Genomic DNA, 16,230 nt, shown 5'->3' with positions numbered 1-16,230 from the left:
ACGCGAGCAGCGGCAGGGGAAAGTGTGCTGCCGCATGTTGCGACCCCTCGTAGGGGCGATGAGGACACGAGCTCGCCACGCTCCTGGCCGCCCCGGCGCTCACCTTGCGACCCCTCGTAGGGGCGATGAGGACCCTTCCTTCAACTGTTCCGCTCCAACATGTCCTCGCGTTGCGACCCCTCGTAGGGGCGATGAGGACCTCGACATTCGGGACGCCCATCCCGAACCGGCGGATGTTGCGACCCCTCGTAGGGGCGATGAGGACTGCGGGCTGGTTCCGGATGAAGTCCGGCGGAGGCGGTTGCGACCCCTCGTAGGGGCGATGAGGACTGCAGGTGAAGGCGTTCCAGAAGTCCAAGAAGCTCGAGTTGCGACCCCTCGTAGGGGCGATGAGGACAAGCCGACACCCGCTACTACCGCTCCCGATGGATGTTGCGACCCCTCGTAGGGGCGATGAGGACCCGAGATGTAGGTGGGGCGATCCGCTTCGCGCGGTTGCGACCCCTCGTAGGGGCGATGAGGACTCCTGCCGGTACATCAGCGACTTGACGATGGGCCGGTTGCGACCCCTCGTAGGGGCGATGAGGACGACCGAGCGGGAGCCGAAGGGACCGAAGCGCGCGGGGTTGCGACCCCTCGTAGGGGCGATGAGGACGACCGGGACCGGCAGCGGGTCCGGCTGTGGCTGTAGTTGCGACCCCTCGTAGGGGCGATGAGGACCAGAGCGCCAGCAGGGCCGGGACGTGGCTCACGCTGTTGCGACCCCTCGTAGGGGCGATGAGGACCGTCGCAATGCCGGTGAGGCCCAGCCACGTCTGACGTTGCGACCCCTCGTAGGGGCGATGAGGACCCCCACCTCTCGAATCGGAGAAATCACCGTGACCAGTTGCGACCCCTCGTAGGGGCGATGAGGACGGAAGTTCGTGCCCTGCACCCTGCTCAGACCCGGAAAGTTGCGACCCCTCGTAGGGGCGATGAGGACGCCTGAAGGCATGTATTTCCGCACTGTTGAGTGGTTGCGACCCCTCGTAGGGGCGATGAGGACCGGACACGACGATCGACATCTCCTGGCCGGACATGGAGTTGCGACCCCTCGTAGGGGCGATGAGGACCGCCGAGCGCGTCAGCCGCGGCGTTCCACACCTTGAGTTGCGACCCCTCGTAGGGGCGATGAGGACCCACGCGCCCCACTCCGCCCGCGTGATGATACTCAAGGTTGCGACCCCTCGTAGGGGCGATGAGGACCCCCCGCTCGGTACCGGCCGACCGGCCCGAGCTGGCGAAGTTGCGACCCCTCGTAGGGGCGATGAGGCCCCCCCCCACGGTAAAGCCGCAGGTCAACGAGCATGAGAATGGCCAGAATCATCGGCGTTTTGCAGTGAACCTCCGGTCGTGCGGAAAACCCGGGAGGTCTGCTGCAAAAACATGATCACAAACCAGACTGGCAACGTCTCGAACACAGGTTAGCCCGAGGCCCTCGCTCAAGACCACCACTCGACAGCTCCTCGACTCCCCAATGTCCTGACCTGCGTTAACAGGTGTCAGCCTTCGCTCCGAAGTCGTCGTCCATCTGTACAGGGTGAATAGCGAGCAGGCGGGAGGCAGAGCAGTGAGGTTGCGGATCGAGGTCACCACAGCGGCGACCGAGCTCGCGTGGACGAAGGTGCTGGCACCGGGACGGTCCCTGGCGTACGACTTGCTGGCCCACACGGCACCCGACATCGGACGGCAATTGCATCACCAGGGGGCCGGGCCGTACGGCATGGTGCCGCTGGGGCATGGCGCCCCGGTGTTCCCGAAAGCCACGCGACGCAGGGGGGCGTACGCCGCGGGAGGGCGAGGCTTCGTGGAGCTCGGCAGCCCGCTCTTCGAGGTGGTGACGGCGCTCGCTCAGGGCGTCAAGCAGCGGGAGCTGCTCGACTGGGGCGGCGCGGCCTTCCGCGTCCTGAACGTGGCCATCGCCGAGCCTCCGGAGTTCCGGTCAGGCCGGGGCCGGTTCCGTACAACCACTCCCGTGGTCATGAAGGGCACCGGACGCGACACCGACGGGACGCGGAGCACCCGGCAGGCATGGCTGATGCCGACCGATCCCGAGTTTCCGGTGTTCTTCCAGCGCAACCTCCGCCGGAAGGCCGAGACACTCGGTCTCGACCCGGAGATATATCTGACGGCGATCACCTGGATCGGCTCCAAGAGGTCGTTCTCCGTGGGCCACGGGGCGAAGCCCGGAGCGCCCGTCGAGGTAGAGCTGAGCGGGCCACCGGAAACGCTCCAGGCGATCTGGAGCTGGGGCCTCGGACAGGCCAACGCCGCCGGCTTCGGCTGGATCGCCGCATGAACGAACCCGATCCACGGGATGTGGACGCAGGCGATCAGGCGCGGCTCAGGCTGACCGCGCATCCCCTTCAGCGGATCGGCGCGTACGCCCTGGCGGCCCTGGCCAAGGCGTCATCTGTCGAGGGCCTCACATCAGACGGCTTCGCCACAGCGGTGGAAACGGTGACCCGGGACGCGGTTGCCGCTGCCCTCGTGCGTGACACGAAGAGCGACCAGGGGTTCTGGCTCAAGACGAGCATGTCCTTCTTCCCGAACTCGAAGATGAACCATCTCAGCAACGCGAAGAAGGACGACCCCACAATCCGTGATGCCGTACGGCGATGGCGTGAGCGTCCGGATCCATCGGCCTGGCCGGAGGCGGCATGCGTGCTGTGCGGGCGGGACGCGGTGGGGTACTACGGCAAGGTCGACGTCCCCCTGGCGGAAAGCGATCTCTACCGCAACAACACGCCACGCGGGCACGCCGGGATGGCGCTGTGCTGGCCGTGCCTGTGCAGTTTCTACGCCCTGCCGTACGGCTGCCGCCTGACGGGTGGGCCGTCCACCGCTCTCCACAGCTGGGACGAGCGATTCATGGCGCGAACGCTGTCCCGTCGAGTCGAGCGCAACCGGCAGTTGATCGCCCTGGGCAGGGCCGACTCCCGCAAGGTGCTCTCGAACGAGGTGATGGCTCTCCAGGCGTTGCGCCACTACGAGGATCGGCTGACCGCCGGAGTGGAGCTGCTGGTTTTCAGCAACAACAACCGCGGCCAGACGCTGGAGATCCAGTCACTGGATCGGCCGATCGCCGAATGGTTGCGGCGGTCGTCACGGCCTCCGCGCAAACGCGGCTTCCCGGCGCTGCTCCGCGCCCACGCGACGGGGGACCGGCCAGGCGCCCTCGGCCTGGCGCGTAACGCCTTCCGCGCGCCGGAGCAGATCGCCCAGGCGTGCAGCCGATATCTGACCGCGCATCTCGGCCGTGGCGTGATCCGTACGGACACCGCCGAGCTGGCCGAGCTGTGCTTCTCCTTCGTGATCGAGGTGATGCGAATGAACCAGAACGAGATCGACGAGATCAAGGCCGCCGGAGCCCAGGTGGCGGCCTGGTTGAACGCGGAGAACTCCGCGGGGCAGCTCCGGGCGTTCAACGCGACGTTGAAGGAACCCAGGCGGATGCGGCATTGGCTGATGCGCCGCAATGTCGATGCCCTGCTGGACCAGGACAGTGGGATCGGCGGCCCGCTGATCACCGAGAACCAGTTCCGGCTGCTCTTCGACCCCGAGGTGGAGCAGGCGTGGTTCCACCGGCAACTGCTCATCGTCTCGGTGGTCCAGCGGCTGCACGAGCTGGGATTCACGCCCGCGGATCGGGCCGAGGTCGCCGCCGCGATGGCGGACGAGGAGAAAGAGCACCCCGAGGACATCGACTACATGAAGGGCGATGAGTGAGATGAGCTACCTGGTCGGTAAGGTCGTCCTGGATATTGTGGCCGGCGCGCCGAACAACGGCCTCGGCGAGGACAACGTCGCCACGGTGAAGCAACTGCGCGTCGGGCGTGACACCCATCCGTACGTATCGGCGCAGGCGTTCCGCCGCTGGCTGCGGGACTCGCTGCCCGCCTCGGAACCGGTCTCACCAGTAGTGCGGTCGGGCAGTGGCCAGAAGCAGCAGGCGTACACGCAGGGCCGCCCTGACCTGTACCTCGACGACGACCTGTTCGGCTACATGGTCGCGGTCAAGGGCGACAAGACCAAGACGTGCCAGCGGGACACGGTCCTCGCCACGGGAACGTTCGTGTCGGTCGCCCCGCGCCGCCCTGAGCGGGACTTCGGGACGATGAGCCGCGGCTTCGCGGCCGGGGAGAACCCGGTGCTGCACGGCCACGAGTTCTACAGTGCCGAACTGGCCGGTGACGTGCTGCTCGACCTGGCTCGAATAGGCGTGTTCGAGATCGACGGCGCCGGGTTGAAGATCGCCCTGCCCGAGCCTGCCGCCAAGGAGGCGGCGGACAACGGAGCCGAGCCGGTCACCTTCCGCGGCTGCTCCGCGCTGCGGCTGACGATCGAGGAGCGACGCCGCCGGGCCGCTCTGCTGCTGCGCACGCTGACCGCCATACGTGGCGGGGCCAAGCAGTCGATGCACTACGGTGACCGCGCCCCAGCGATCATCCTCCTCGCGCCGGTGAAAGGCGGGATCAATCCTTTCACCCGAGTTCTCAGTGTCCGGGGCGAGCGCGCGCTGTTCGACGCGGGTGTCCTGCGCGCCGAGATCGAGGCCTGGTCCGACGAGCTGGACGGGCCGGTGCTGCTCGGTTGGGCGCCGGGCTTCCTCGGCGAACAGCGGGATCGGACCCGCGCGGATCTCGCCGATCTGATCACCGCCGGAAATCTGGTCATCGACCACCCTCGTGTGCTGCTCGGTGGCTTGGCGGAGCAGATCGAGCGGGGTGAGCGGGACACCTGGTTCGAGGATCCGAAGGCATGACCACGACCGAGGCGTTGCGAGTGACGGTCACCGCGCCGATCGTCTCCTTCCGCAACCCGCTGTACGCGGGAGTGCAGGTGGCGCTGCCCTGCCCACCGCCCGCGACCGTGGGCGGCATGCTCGCGGCGGCGGCCGGGGGCTGGCACGCCGTCGATGTGGAGACACGGTTCGCCATGGCCTTCCACGCGCGCGGCAAGGGAGTCGACCTGGAGACGTACCATCCGCTGGACGCCACGGGTAAGAAGGCCGATCCGACACCTCGCGAACGGGAGTTCCTGGCCGACGTCACCCTCACAGCCTGGTTCATAGAAGACCTCGACGTGTGGGAGCGCAGGCTCCGCAGGCCGGTCTGGCCGTTGCGTCTGGGCAGGAGCCAGGACCTGGTCGGACTCATGACCCGCCGCGTCGTCCTTCGCCACGGCCCCGGCCGCCAGCGCGACGCCGTACTTCCAGAGGGGACCACTCCCCTGCCCGCCGGAACGCTGCTGCGGCTGCCGACCGCGGTCTCGCTGAACCGGCATCGGACCCGCTGGGACGCTTATCACTTCGACGCGGCCGGCCGAAGTGACGTGATGGTCGCCTCCACCTGGGCGGACGAGGACGGCAGGGCAGTGGCTCTGCTGCCCCCGGTCCATCCCGAGCAACTCATGGGAAGCGGGTGACATGGAGCTGCGGGACATGCTGGCCAAAAGCAACCCGGTGGAAAGACTCATCGATCATCTGGCCGCAACCCTGGAGGGCGCCCTCGCACTTCGGCGGCGGGTGGGAGACATCGCCGTTGTGGAGCAGGTAACCCAGGGCCAGTTCTGGACCGCGGTGTCCTTGGCCGCGCTCTGCCACGACGCCGGGAAGATCCCGGACGGCTTCCAGGCCATGCTCAGGGGAACCACCCAGTCGTGGGGCGAGCGGCACGAGGTCGTCTCCCTGGGCTTCCTTCCCTGTCTCATCGAGGATGAGCGGCTACTGACCTGGGTCGCTACCGGGGTGGCCACTCACCATCGGTCGCTTGAAGGCGGACGCGGTCCAGTGATCAAGCTGTACGGCGGCGCTCCCGACGCGGAGTGGCGCGACCGCCTGCGACCCCTCCCTGACTCCGTCGCGGTCGAACTCATCGGCTGGCTGGCCCGTACGGCGAAACGGGCCGGGCTCCCGGCGGCCTCCCTCTCGCCGGAGGAACTCGACGTGGTCGGCGAGGCCCGGCGGATGTTCGACCTGCTGCTGGACAGGTGGGAGCTTCCGGCGCACCCCGACGAAGGTCTCGCGGCGGTTCTTCTGCAGGGTGCCGTCACGCTGGCGGACCATGTCTCCTCCGCGCACGGCACTCTCCACACCCGCCAGCCCATCGGCATCCGGTTCCGAGCGCTGTTGGAAAAGGCGTTCACCGAGAAGGGGCAGAGCCTCCGCCCGCACCAGGCCGAGGCGGCGGAGACAGGTGGCCACCTCCTGCTCCGCGCCCCGACCGGCTCGGGAAAGACGGAGGCCGGACTCCTCTGGGCGGCGACGCAGGCGGCCGAGATCACCCGTCGTACGGGCGGCGTCCCGAGAGTCTTCTTCACCCTGCCTTATCTCGCGTCCATCAACGCCATGGCCGCACGACTCGGCGGGCTCCTGGAGGACGACACGCTGGTGGGGGTCATGCACTCACGGGCCGCGTCGTACCACCTGGCGAGGGCCATCTGCCCGGAAGACGGCGAGGACGAGCACGCCGAGGCGGCGAAGAAGGCCGTGTCGCGGGCAGCGGCGACCCGGCTGTTCCGGGAGACCGTGCGGGTCGGCACCCCGTACCAGATCCTGCGTGGCGTGCTGGCGGGACCGGCTCATTCCGGAACACTGATCGACGCCGCGAACTCGGTGTTCGTCCTGGACGAGCTGCACGCCTACGATCCTCGGCGGCTCGGGTACATCCTCGCGAGCGCCCGGTTGTGGGAACGGCTCGGTGGGCGCCTCACCGTACTGTCGGCCACGCTTCCCGGCGTGCTGGCCCGGCTGTTCCGCGATCTGCTCGATCAGGACGTCCGCCTGATCGAAGCCTCCGCCGTTGGCGCGCCGCTTCGGCATCGGCTCGGCCTTCGGGAGCGGCACCTGACCGATCCGGAGTCGGTCGAGGAGATCCGGAGCAGACTGGCGGCCGGCGATTCGGTGCTCGTCGTCGCCAACAACGTCGCGGACGCCCAGCGTCTGTTCGCCGAACTCGAACCGGAAGCCGACGCCGCCTTCCTGCTGCACTCGCGGTTCCGCCGAATGGACCGATCAGCTCTGGAGCAGGCCATCGCCGAGCGATTCGGCGTCGGCCGGGACCGCCTGCCGGGACTGGTGGTGGCCACCCAGGTCGTCGAAGTGAGCCTGGATGTGGACTTCGACTGCCTGCTCACGTCGGCGGCGCCGTTGGAGGCTCTGTTACAGCGATTCGGCCGAGTCAACCGGATCGCCGCGCGACCACCCGCTGATGTCATCGTGCACGCGGCCGCCTTCGCTCCGCGGCGCAAGGGAGGCGAGGAGTTCGCCGACGGCGTCTATCCCAGGACTCCCGTCGAGACCGGCTGGCACATCCTCACCCGTCATGACGGGTGCGCGGTCGACGAGGCGGATGCCCGCCTCTGGCTCGACGAGGTGTACGACACCGTGTGGGGCCAGGAATGGCATGACGAGGTGCTGCGGCACCAGACGGAATTCACGGAGGCGTTCCTGGGCTTCGCCCACCCCTTCGTCAGCCGGGACGAGCTCGCCGAGCGGTTCGACGAGTTGTTCGACGGCACGGAGGCGGTCCTGGACCGGGATCGCGACGCGTACGAGGCGGATCTGGCGACCGGCCACAAGGCAGCGGGACGCCTGCTCGCCGAGCGGTACCTGATCCCGATGCCGCACTGGGCCGCTCCCCTCACCACCTGGGAGAAGCGGCTCGGCGTACGGATCATCGACGCGGAGTACGACGAGCGGCTGGGGCTGGGCGAGGTCCACGGGCGGGTGGCCCAGGTCTACCAGGCGGGTGAGGTGCTGTGATCGGAGCCGAAGACGTGGGCGGGGTGCACATCAAATACCTCTACCACTGCCGTCGCCAGCTCTGGCTCTACGCACGCGGGGTTCGCCCCGAGCATCTCAACTCCGCGGTGCAGATGGGTGAGGCCGTCCACGAGACCTCCTACACCCGTAGTTCTCCGGTCGATCTCGGCGCCGCCAAGCTGGATCACCTCGACGGAGCTGCCTGGGTACACGAGGTCAAGTCGTCATCGAAGCCCAGCCAGGCCGACGAGGCACAGGCCATGCACTACTGCTATCGGCTGCATGCCGTCGGCATCGCCGCCCAAGGCGGGGTCCTGCACTACCCGAAGACCCGCCGGACGCGGCGCCTGCCCTACACCGCAGAGACGGCGAAACAGGCCGAGGCCGACATCGTGGAGGTGCTGGCCGTGGTCTCCGCGGTCTCCTCACCACCGCTTCTCGCCCGCTCGGCCTGCCGGGGATGCTCCTACATCGACTACTGCTGGAACGAGTAGATGCCCACTGCCTCCCGTACGTACTGGCTCACCACTCCCTGCCGGATCCGGCGCAAGGACCAGTCCCTGCGAATCGAGCGGGTCGACGGCTCGCCCGTGCATATCCCGATCACCGATGTCCGCGACATCGTCGCGTGCGAGCCGGTCGACATCAACACCGCCGTGATCAGCCTGCTCAACCAGTACCGCGTCAACGTTCACTTCCTCAGCCATTACGGCGACTACGCCGGCTCGCTGCTGACCTCCGAGAGCAGCACCTCCGGCCAGACCGTCATCGCCCAGGCCAAGCTGGCCGGCGACCCCGTGGCCTCCCTGGACGTCGCCCGGACGATCGTGGTGAGTGCGGCGGCGAATGTGCGCCGGGTGATCGATCGCAAGCTGCTCACCCGTCCGATGGCGGTATTGGAAACCTCCGTCGCCGCATCGTCGACCCGCGAGGAACTCATGGGTGCCGAAGGCACCTTCCGGCGCGCGGCGTGGGCGGTGCTGGACACCCGGCTTCCCGACTGGCTCCGGCTCGACGGCCGCAGCCGCCGCCCACCGCTCAACGCCGGGAACGCGTTCATCAGCTACGTCAACGGCATCGTCTACGCTCGGCTGCTGTCGGCGATCCGGCTCACTCCGCTGCACTCCGGGGTGGCCTTCCTGCACAGCACCATGGAACGCCAGCGGCACTCCCTTGTGCTCGACCTCTCCGAGGTGTTCAAGCCTCTCTTCGCCGAACGGCTGCTGCTCCGGCTCGCCGGGCGCGGCCAACTCAAACCGGTCCATTTCGATGTCGATGTCAACCAAGCGATGCTGAGTGAATCGGGTCGCAAGCTGGTAGTGCAGACCGTCCGTGACGAATTGGCGGTGACCATTCAACACCGCTCTCTCGGCCGGAACGTGGCATACGACGAGCTGCTGTATCTCGAAGCCCTCCAGCTCACTCGTACGTGCTTGGAAGGCACGCCGTACAAGCCGTTCAAAATCTGGTGGTGAGGTCACGTGTACGTCGTGGTCGTCTACGACACCCTGGCGAAGCGCAACGCCGCCATCCTGCGACTGTGCCGCCAGTATCTCCACCATGTGCAGCGAAGCGTGTTCGAGGGCGCGCTGAGCCCGGCACAGCTACGGCGGTTCCGCCACGCGGTCGAGGATGTGATCGACGCCGGATACGACAGCGTGCTCGTCTTCACGTTCCCGCCAGGAACGACTCCGGAACGCCAGGAATGGGGCATCGCCCAGCCCGCTCCCAGCGATATTCTCTGACCAGCACGACATTGTCGATCATGGAATTTGCAGCAGACCTCGCGGGTTTCCTGCGCAACCGGAGGTTCACTGCAAACCACCGCTCGAACCGCACGGTAACCAGGCCATTGACCTGCGCCTTTACCGTGGGGTCCTCATCGCCCCTACGAGGGGTCGCAACCGCAGCTCAACGGCACGGCGAGCGCGATTGCCGATGTCCTCATCGCCCCTACGAGGGGTCGCAACTGTTCTGCTGCAAATTGCAGCCAGACGAGACGATGTCCTCATCGCCCCTACGAGGGGTCGCAACGGTGTGACACACCTGCAAGCGTTCGAGAGGACAAGTCCTCATCGCCCCTACGAGGGGTCGCAACTTCAGGGCGCCATTCTTGAGTGTCAGCTTGAGCTTTGTCCTCATCGCCCCTACGAGGGGTCGCAACCGGGAGCGGGAGCACTTGGCTTACGATACCCACCAGTCCTCATCGCCCCTACGAGGGGTCGCAACGCCTGCCCCGCTTCCGTAGCTTCGTGCGTGAGTACAGTCCTCATCGCCCCTACGAGGGGTCGCAACTGGGGACCGGCGAGCAGGCGCACCCGCGCCCGCGCGTCCTCATCGCCCCTACGAGGGGTCGCAACAGGCTGAACGGCTCGCCACCCCACAACTGCACCTTGTCCTCATCGCCCCTACGAGGGGTCGCAACCCGGATAAACCCACATGTCACCGATCCGGTACGCGGTCCTCATCGCCCCTACGAGGGGTCGCAACGCTCGGTCGGCTGGTGGGCCGCGTACGGCGTGGAGCGTCCTCATCGCCCCTACGAGGGGTCGCAACTTGGGGTGTGTGCCCTGTTGTGTGGCTAGCGCTAGTCCTCATCGCCCCTACGAGGGGTCGCAACCCGGGCTGCCGGCCGAGGGGGTCCGTCTCCCCCTTGTGTCCTCATCGCCCCTACGAGGGGTCGCAACCTGCCGCTCTGGTCTCCGAGCTGCCCGGCGTCCGCAGTGTCCTCATCGCCCCTACGAGGGGTCGCAACTGTCGTAGATGTCCTTGGCGTAGGCGGTGAAGGTCCGGTGTCCTCATCGTCCCTACGAGGGGTCGCAACCCGCGCCCCGTTCGAGTGCATCGGCCGGGTCCACCGTCCTCATCGCCCCTACGAGGGGTCGCAACGCGATTGTTCATAGCGCGGCTGATCAGGGCGGAAGTCCTCATCGCCCCTACGAGGGGTCGCAACAGGACGGCGGTCCGGCTCACGCGGCACGCTCCCGGTCCTCATCGCCCCTACGAGGGGTCGCAACTCCCACCAGGCGACGCCAGGCAGGCCGCCATACCTGTGTCCTCATCGCCCCTACGAGGGGTCGCAACAGGACGGCGGTCCGGCTCACGCGGCACGCTCCCGGTCCTCATCGGCCCCTACGAGGGGTCGCAACTAGTGCTCGGACGGCTTTATGACGGCGGTGACGGTGGTCCTCATCGCCCCTACGAGGGGTGGCAACATCGCTGCACACCGGGGAGCCCGGATGGCGGCTGCTCGACTTCGCCCGCGCGTTCAACGGCCCCGGCCTGCTCGACCTGGCCTCCTGGCCCGGCACTCTCGAAGCGGCCGATCCCGCACGGGTCGGCGGCTTGATCGACTCCTACATAGCGGCCGGCGGCCATCGGGACGCTCAGGCGCGACGCGGCGGGCTGAGCGCCGAAGCTTGGGCCCTGGGCTGGCACCGCGTCTGGATCACCGAATGGTTCATGGACCAGGCCGTGCACTGGATCGCCGACCCTGCCACCGACCCGGCCTACCTCAAGGCCGTCCGCCGCCACCTCGCAGACGCCGTACGTTTGCTCGACACCATGAACCGGGCCGCCTGGCAGCAACACGCCCGCCAGCGCCAGGCCACCGAACCCCACGGACCGTTTCCACCGCCGCTGGAGATGCACTGGGGCCAGCATCCCGGTGTCGGGCCGGGAGCGGAGATCCTCGGTGATCTCACCGGCCGCACGGTGATCGATCTCGGCTGCGGCCCCGGCCACCACACCGCTCACCTCGTCACGCTTGGCGCCATCGTGACGGGCGTCGACATCGCCCAACGCGCAGATCGAACGGGCCCGCAATCGCTACGGTCATCTGGTCGGCATCAGCTTCACGTGGCCGACGCCATCGACTTCCTCGGCGAGGTGGGGTGCGACGTCTGCTACTCCGTCTTCGGCGCGGTGGGGTTCGCACCACCTGAGCGTCTGCTCCCGGCGATCGCCGCAGCGCTCCGGCCGGGTGGGCTGCTCGCCTTCAGCGTCCCGCACCCGACCGCCGGGCTCGCTCGAACCAGCTCACCCTCCCTTTCGGCGACCGGGCGCCCATCCAGCGCTGGGAACCGCCCGCGTCCGCCTGGCCGCTCCTGTTGGCCGAAGCCGGACTCGACCTGGAAACCCAGCACCACCTCACCAATCCATTCGAAGGCCCGGCAACCCTGCTCATCGCCGCACGGAAACGTCCGCCAGGAGTTCCCCCATGACCATCGCCTACCTGCTGATCGACATCGACGGCGTCCTCATCCCCTTCCCCCGACAGCGCGGCAACGGCCCCGCCACCCACGTCCGACACCTCGTCATCCCGACCGGGTACGACGCCGCCAAGCCGGTCCCGATCTGGCTCAACCCGGCCCACGGCCCCATGCTCACGAACCTGTTCCAGGAAGTCCCTGTCACTCCGGTCTGGTGCACGAGCTGGCACGGCGACGCGAGCACCCTCATCGGCCCCAAACTCGGACTTCCCCCATTACCCCATGTCGAGCTCGGACGGCCGGCCATCACCACCAGCCACCCCAACGGCTACCTCTGGAAACGCGACCCCGTCACCCGATGGCTCCGCTCCAGCCGCCTGGATCGACGACGACTTCACTCCCACCGACCACGCCTGGGCCGCTCACCGTACCCAGTTCGGCACCCCAACGCTCCTCATCCAGCCCGACCCCATGACCGGTCTGGAACCGTCCCACCTTGACGCCGTACACACCTGGGCGCTGGAGATTGCCGACGGCTCGCTACCGGAACGAATCGAGCACGAGCAGACTGGGCCGAGCAAAGCCCGAGCCCGCTACCTTCCCAGCCCACCCGGCAGCACGTTGCCGATCTCCGCGACCGAGCGTTCCGTCGACGTGGCAGGCCATGAACGGCAATGACATCTCCTGAGGTGGAAACCGTCTACGAGCCGGTTTACGCAGGCTGTGCGAACGGTCCCGCTGCCAGATCGCAGGCACAGCAACGTTCGAAGCTGAACGGCTCCACCGCGGCTTGCTCCCAAATTCGCCTGGCGTTTCCATTAGATCCTGGATCGACTAACCGTACTATAACGAGCGCGACCACGGCTGCAGCCCCTGCCCGATACAGCGCCGAAGCAGCGCTTTGGACGTGTGCGCCGGAGACGAAAAGGTCGTCCAGCAATAGCACCCTCTCACCATCGATACGACAGGTGGTCTGGAATGCGCGGTCGTCGGACTCTCTAGCGGCAAGAAACGGTGCGCGTCCATAGACAGGCATCAGGATGGTCTTGTGAAGCTCTTGTAGGGCGGTGACCATTTCGACAACCCGCGCCATGGGGGCTGATTCCTGGGCCTGCCGTTCCAATCGCATGCTGGGGACCGTAGCCACCAGCGTGAAGCCGCCACCTGCCAGCCTGGCCAGACAGGAGCGGTGAACCTGATAGAAGCGAGCGACTGTGGCAGCCAAGAATATCGTTCGATCCACACTGCTCTGAGGAGATGGATCTCGGTATCGGGACACAATGTCGTATAGCTGATCTTCTTCCTTGACGCACAAGGAGATGGGGACCACATAATCGGTGTGGCGGTAAAGCCCCGCCGTGGTTCGACGGCAGCTCAAACAAATAGGATAGGGCTCGCCAGTGGTATAGCAGTCACTTGGCCCCGAGTGGCAGATCCGGCAGACTCCGGGGCGCGCTGCCGGAACATTCCGATACAGATGGGTGAACCGATCCGTTATCACTCGGGGGTCACCCATAGTCAGAATCTGGTTGGTTGACGAGTCACATCTACTAGATTGACAGCCTCGATCAACAGATCGTCAATACCCTTAACGACAGTGATCCCTCCCCGGTACGCCAGACGGCGAACCCATAGCTGTTCCTGGTGAAGCGAATGGGGCACGAACACATGCTTGCCATGATTGAGCGCGATCTCGGCTTGCATAGCCGCTCCACTCCCCTCCTCCCCGTTCAGGATGAAGACGGCTGCAGCCAATCCGGTGGTCACGATGCGCGATAGCGAGATGGCCGCGGCGGTCGGCTCGGCCGTGGGCCAGAACCGCGAGACCAATACGCCTGCGCGGGCTATCTCCTTTGCCACAGTTGCGTTCGGTGGCGAATCCATCGGTGCTGTGATGCCGTGAGTCAAGGTCGCGATACTACGGCCGCCGACGGCGAGAACCGATCTATGGATAGCGGATTCAATCTCTGACGAGATGCCGGCCACGACGGTGAAGCCCGCCTCGGCCACGGCACGGGCCGCATGACGGGCCCGATCAAGGACTTGCTTGCCTTCGCCGGCAACGGCAATCGATCGGCGATCGTCACTCATGAACTGCCCGCGCGTCCAGAGGAAGGGCGGGAAGTTGTAAGTGAACTCGAGGTTGCACGGATACTCCTGCTCCAGGACAGTGACCAAGTGCACGTCTTGTGCTCGCATCTCAGTGATGAGCGCTTCAGCCCGTGCGAGGTCACCGGGCTGGATCCGGGAGACGACAGCAGCGGCGTGAGTGAGCCCGTCCTCGTCCAGGCCGCTGAAGTCCCCCTCCATCAGGCGCAGAGCGCTGCGGCTGGCCTGGATGATGCGAGAAGTGTGATGCCAAGGCCCAGGGGTGGCCTTGGTAAGCGCCAATACTGCAGCCTGTTCCTTGGCGAATGACATGATCTTCACCAGCCCGACGTTCGGATCCGACATAGCCCGTAGACAGGGGGTAGAGACGAGCCTGCCGACAGAAGGTGATCAAATACTCGTTTTTGACGAATCGAGTCTGCCCCACAACGTTCTCGGCAGAAGCGCGTGGCGGCGTTCGCTTCCGCATCGAATAGGCCCTGCGGGGCGCGGTTTCGCCGTACGAGACCGAACGTCGTTGTGCCGCCGTGCCCGAGCTTCCAATCCGGCCATCTGACACCCCCTCCCGCTGGCGAGCTCCACTCGTTCAGCTCTTGTGCGAGGTAGGAGGGTCGACGCCGAGGAGCTTGAGGAGCTCAGCCGTGGGGACCAGATAGGCGACGCCGACACGGATGACCCGGCACGGGAACTCGCCTTTCTTGGCCAGCTCGTACGCCTTGGTCCGGCCCAGCCCCAGCGCCCGAGCGGCGGTGAGCAGATCGACGGTGGCCGGCAGCTCGTGCAGCTCCGCCAGGGTGAAACCCTTCATCTCTTCTCCTCCGAAAGAAGTGCCGGGCGGGCGAACCCGACGACATCGGACCGATCCGCATACGACGCGTAACGCACCACGTCGCCGGTCTGCGGTGCGTGGATCATCTGGCCGGGTGCGACGACCACGCCCACGTGCCCCGGGCCATCCGACTCCGGGCGCATGAACACCAGGTCTCCCGGCTGCTCCTGACCACGAGACACCGAAGGCCCCTGCCGCCATTGATCAGCGGCAACCCGTGGGATCGCGATCCCGGCGTACTGATAGGCGCGCATCGTCAGCCCCGAGCAGTCGAACGCTCCAGGCCCCTCCGCACCCCAGGCGTACGGCTTGCCGAGCTGCGTCCGCGCGTAAGCGATGACCCGGCCCGCGACCGCGCTCGGCGCATAAGGAAGCGAGCAGAACTCCTCCCCCACGTCAGCCGAATATCGGCGGGCGAAGCCCAGCACGCGCCGCACGTACCAGTCCGCGTGGTTGTACCGCCAGATCGCCCCATACATCCGCTCCGGAGCGCCGTTCGCCTTGAGGTACCGCGCCGCCCCCGGGATCGCGTCGGCCGGATCGTAAACGTCCGCCCGCCCGTCGCCGTTGCCGTCCACCCGGTACGCCGACCAGGTCGAGCCAAGGAACTGCATCGGCCCCATCGCCCCTGCCGCGTTCACACCAGAAGCAGCAACTGCCCGACCGTGGTCACTCTCCGCCTTCCCAATCGCGGCCAGCACCTGCCACGGGATCCCGTACGCCTCGCCGGCGCGCCGATAGAGCCGCAGATAATCAGGCGGGATGTCGCCCGACGAACCCGTTCCGCATCCCTCGGAGCCGCCCACCGCCGTCACCAACAGGACCAACCCCAGCGGCAGCCCAATCGCGAGGCACAGGCCACCGGCCGCAAGCCGCGCAATCAACGGGACCGCCCGGAATCACAGCTCCTCGGCGCGCTCCCGTGCCTGCCGTGCGGCGACCCGCCCGGCACCCGGCCTGCCCTGCTGATCATCTTCGTCGCCCCCAACTACCGGATGGGGCTGTCGCAGCACGTCGAGGACCGCACTCCAGGAGTACCGGTAGTCCTTTCCGGTCCGGAGCGCGGGGATCTGACCGGCGTTCGCCATCCGCCGGACCGTCTGAGCCGACAGGCCGAGCTTGGCGGCGAGTTCCTTGGTGGTCAGCACATCCGGGTCACGGCCGAGCGGCTCGGTCATGGTCACTCCTCCTGGTCGGCGGTTCCCCGACAAGTCTCCCCCAGCGAAGCTACGACAGCACGCCATGTGAATATCTGACGCTTGATGAAGCTGTTTGAC

Annotated in this window: 14 protein-coding genes, 1 pseudogene and 2 CRISPR repeat arrays; of the genes and pseudogenes, 10 read left to right on the top strand and 5 right to left on the bottom strand. The window is 67.0% G+C overall.

The features are described from left to right. Nucleotides 1-36: 36 nt before the first annotated feature. Nucleotides 37-1,314: a CRISPR direct-repeat array (repeat unit 30 nt; unit sequence GTTGCGACCCCTCGTAGGGGCGATGAGGAC). Between the two features lie 295 nt (nt 1,315-1,609). Genes AB0I59_RS20775 through cas2 form a run of 8 tightly spaced genes read left to right on the top strand, consistent with a single transcriptional unit; the run spans nt 1,610 to nt 9,549 of the window. After that, on the top strand, nt 1,610-2,338 hold the full coding sequence (locus AB0I59_RS20775) for a CRISPR-associated endoribonuclease Cas6 (protein ID WP_061259732.1): 729 nt from the start codon (nt 1,610-1,612) through the stop codon (nt 2,336-2,338). After that, nucleotides 2,335-3,768, top strand: a complete 1,434-nt coding sequence (locus tag AB0I59_RS20770; RefSeq protein WP_061259733.1) for a hypothetical protein — start codon at nt 2,335-2,337, stop codon at nt 3,766-3,768. Before AB0I59_RS20775 ends, AB0I59_RS20770 begins: the two co-directional genes overlap by 4 nt. Further along, nucleotides 3,761-4,804 carry a type I-B CRISPR-associated protein Cas7/Cst2/DevR gene (cas7i, locus tag AB0I59_RS20765; RefSeq protein ID WP_358135000.1) on the top strand — a complete coding sequence of 348 codons (1,044 nt, stop codon included), beginning with the start codon at nt 3,761-3,763 and terminating at the stop codon, nt 4,802-4,804. The genes AB0I59_RS20770 and cas7i overlap by 8 nt, the downstream gene beginning before the upstream one ends. Further along, nucleotides 4,801-5,466, top strand: a complete 666-nt coding sequence (cas5, locus tag AB0I59_RS20760; RefSeq protein ID WP_061259735.1) for a CRISPR-associated protein Cas5 — start codon at nt 4,801-4,803, stop codon at nt 5,464-5,466. The genes cas7i and cas5 overlap by 4 nt, the downstream gene beginning before the upstream one ends. Before the next feature lies 1 nt (nt 5,467). Then, nucleotides 5,468-7,804 carry a CRISPR-associated helicase/endonuclease Cas3 gene (locus tag AB0I59_RS20755; RefSeq protein ID WP_061259736.1) on the top strand — a complete coding sequence of 779 codons (2,337 nt, stop codon included), beginning with the start codon at nt 5,468-5,470 and terminating at the stop codon, nt 7,802-7,804. After that, complete coding sequence (locus AB0I59_RS20750) at nt 7,801-8,298, top strand: CRISPR-associated protein Cas4 (protein ID WP_061259737.1); 498 nt, start codon at nt 7,801-7,803, stop codon at nt 8,296-8,298. Before AB0I59_RS20755 ends, AB0I59_RS20750 begins: the two co-directional genes overlap by 4 nt. After that, nucleotides 8,299-9,279, top strand: coding sequence for a CRISPR-associated endonuclease Cas1 (gene cas1 / locus AB0I59_RS20745; protein ID WP_061259738.1), 981 nt, complete (start codon nt 8,299-8,301; stop codon nt 9,277-9,279). 6 nt (nt 9,280-9,285) lie between these two features. Next, nucleotides 9,286-9,549, top strand: a complete 264-nt coding sequence (gene cas2 / locus AB0I59_RS20740; RefSeq protein WP_061259739.1) for a CRISPR-associated endonuclease Cas2 — start codon at nt 9,286-9,288, stop codon at nt 9,547-9,549. A 130-nt stretch (nt 9,550-9,679) separates the two neighbouring features. After that, nucleotides 9,680-10,888: direct repeats of the CRISPR family, unit length 30 nt; unit sequence GTCCTCATCGCCCCTACGAGGGGTCGCAAC. 114 nt (nt 10,889-11,002) lie between these two features. Here the strand turns inward: cas2 and AB0I59_RS42120 are convergent. Continuing rightward, entirely contained in the window at nt 11,003-11,605 is a 603-nt protein-coding gene (locus AB0I59_RS42120) for a hypothetical protein (protein WP_435831031.1), read from the bottom strand. Between AB0I59_RS42120 and AB0I59_RS42115 the strand changes: the two are divergent. Both AB0I59_RS42115 and AB0I59_RS20730 read left to right on the top strand, forming a co-directional pair. Further along, nucleotides 11,519-11,758 (top strand): annotated as a pseudogene (locus AB0I59_RS42115) (methyltransferase domain-containing protein); the annotation flags it as partial. The gene AB0I59_RS42120 and the pseudogene AB0I59_RS42115 sit on opposite strands and share 87 nt — an antisense overlap. 265 nt (nt 11,759-12,023) lie before the next feature. After that, a complete protein-coding gene (locus AB0I59_RS20730; RefSeq protein ID WP_358135310.1) occupies nt 12,024-12,515 on the top strand; it encodes a hypothetical protein in 492 nt (163 codons plus the stop codon). 1,018 nt (nt 12,516-13,533) lie between these two features. Here AB0I59_RS20730 and AB0I59_RS20725 read toward each other — a convergent pair. From AB0I59_RS20725 to AB0I59_RS20710, 4 genes are all read right to left on the bottom strand, one after another. Continuing rightward, complete coding sequence (locus AB0I59_RS20725) at nt 13,534-14,469, bottom strand: DNA-processing protein DprA (protein WP_082777435.1); 936 nt, start codon at nt 14,467-14,469, stop codon at nt 13,534-13,536. A 241-nt stretch (nt 14,470-14,710) separates the two neighbouring features. Continuing rightward, nucleotides 14,711-14,932, bottom strand: a complete 222-nt coding sequence (locus AB0I59_RS20720) for a helix-turn-helix domain-containing protein (protein WP_061259742.1) — start codon at nt 14,930-14,932, stop codon at nt 14,711-14,713. Beyond that, a complete protein-coding gene (locus tag AB0I59_RS20715) occupies nt 14,929-15,837 on the bottom strand; it encodes a C40 family peptidase (protein ID WP_358134992.1) in 909 nt (302 codons plus the stop codon). The genes AB0I59_RS20720 and AB0I59_RS20715 overlap by 4 nt, the downstream gene beginning before the upstream one ends. Nucleotides 15,838-15,852: 15 nt before the next feature. After that, complete coding sequence (locus AB0I59_RS20710; RefSeq protein WP_061259744.1) at nt 15,853-16,131, bottom strand: helix-turn-helix domain-containing protein; 279 nt, start codon at nt 16,129-16,131, stop codon at nt 15,853-15,855. Nucleotides 16,132-16,230 lie beyond the last annotated feature (99 nt).

The sequence above is a fragment of the Microtetraspora glauca genome (genome assembly GCF_040656155.1).
Lineage (GTDB): Bacteria > Actinomycetota > Actinomycetes > Streptosporangiales > Streptosporangiaceae > Microtetraspora > Microtetraspora glauca.
This window is presented reverse-complemented; position numbering and strand designations above follow the sequence as displayed.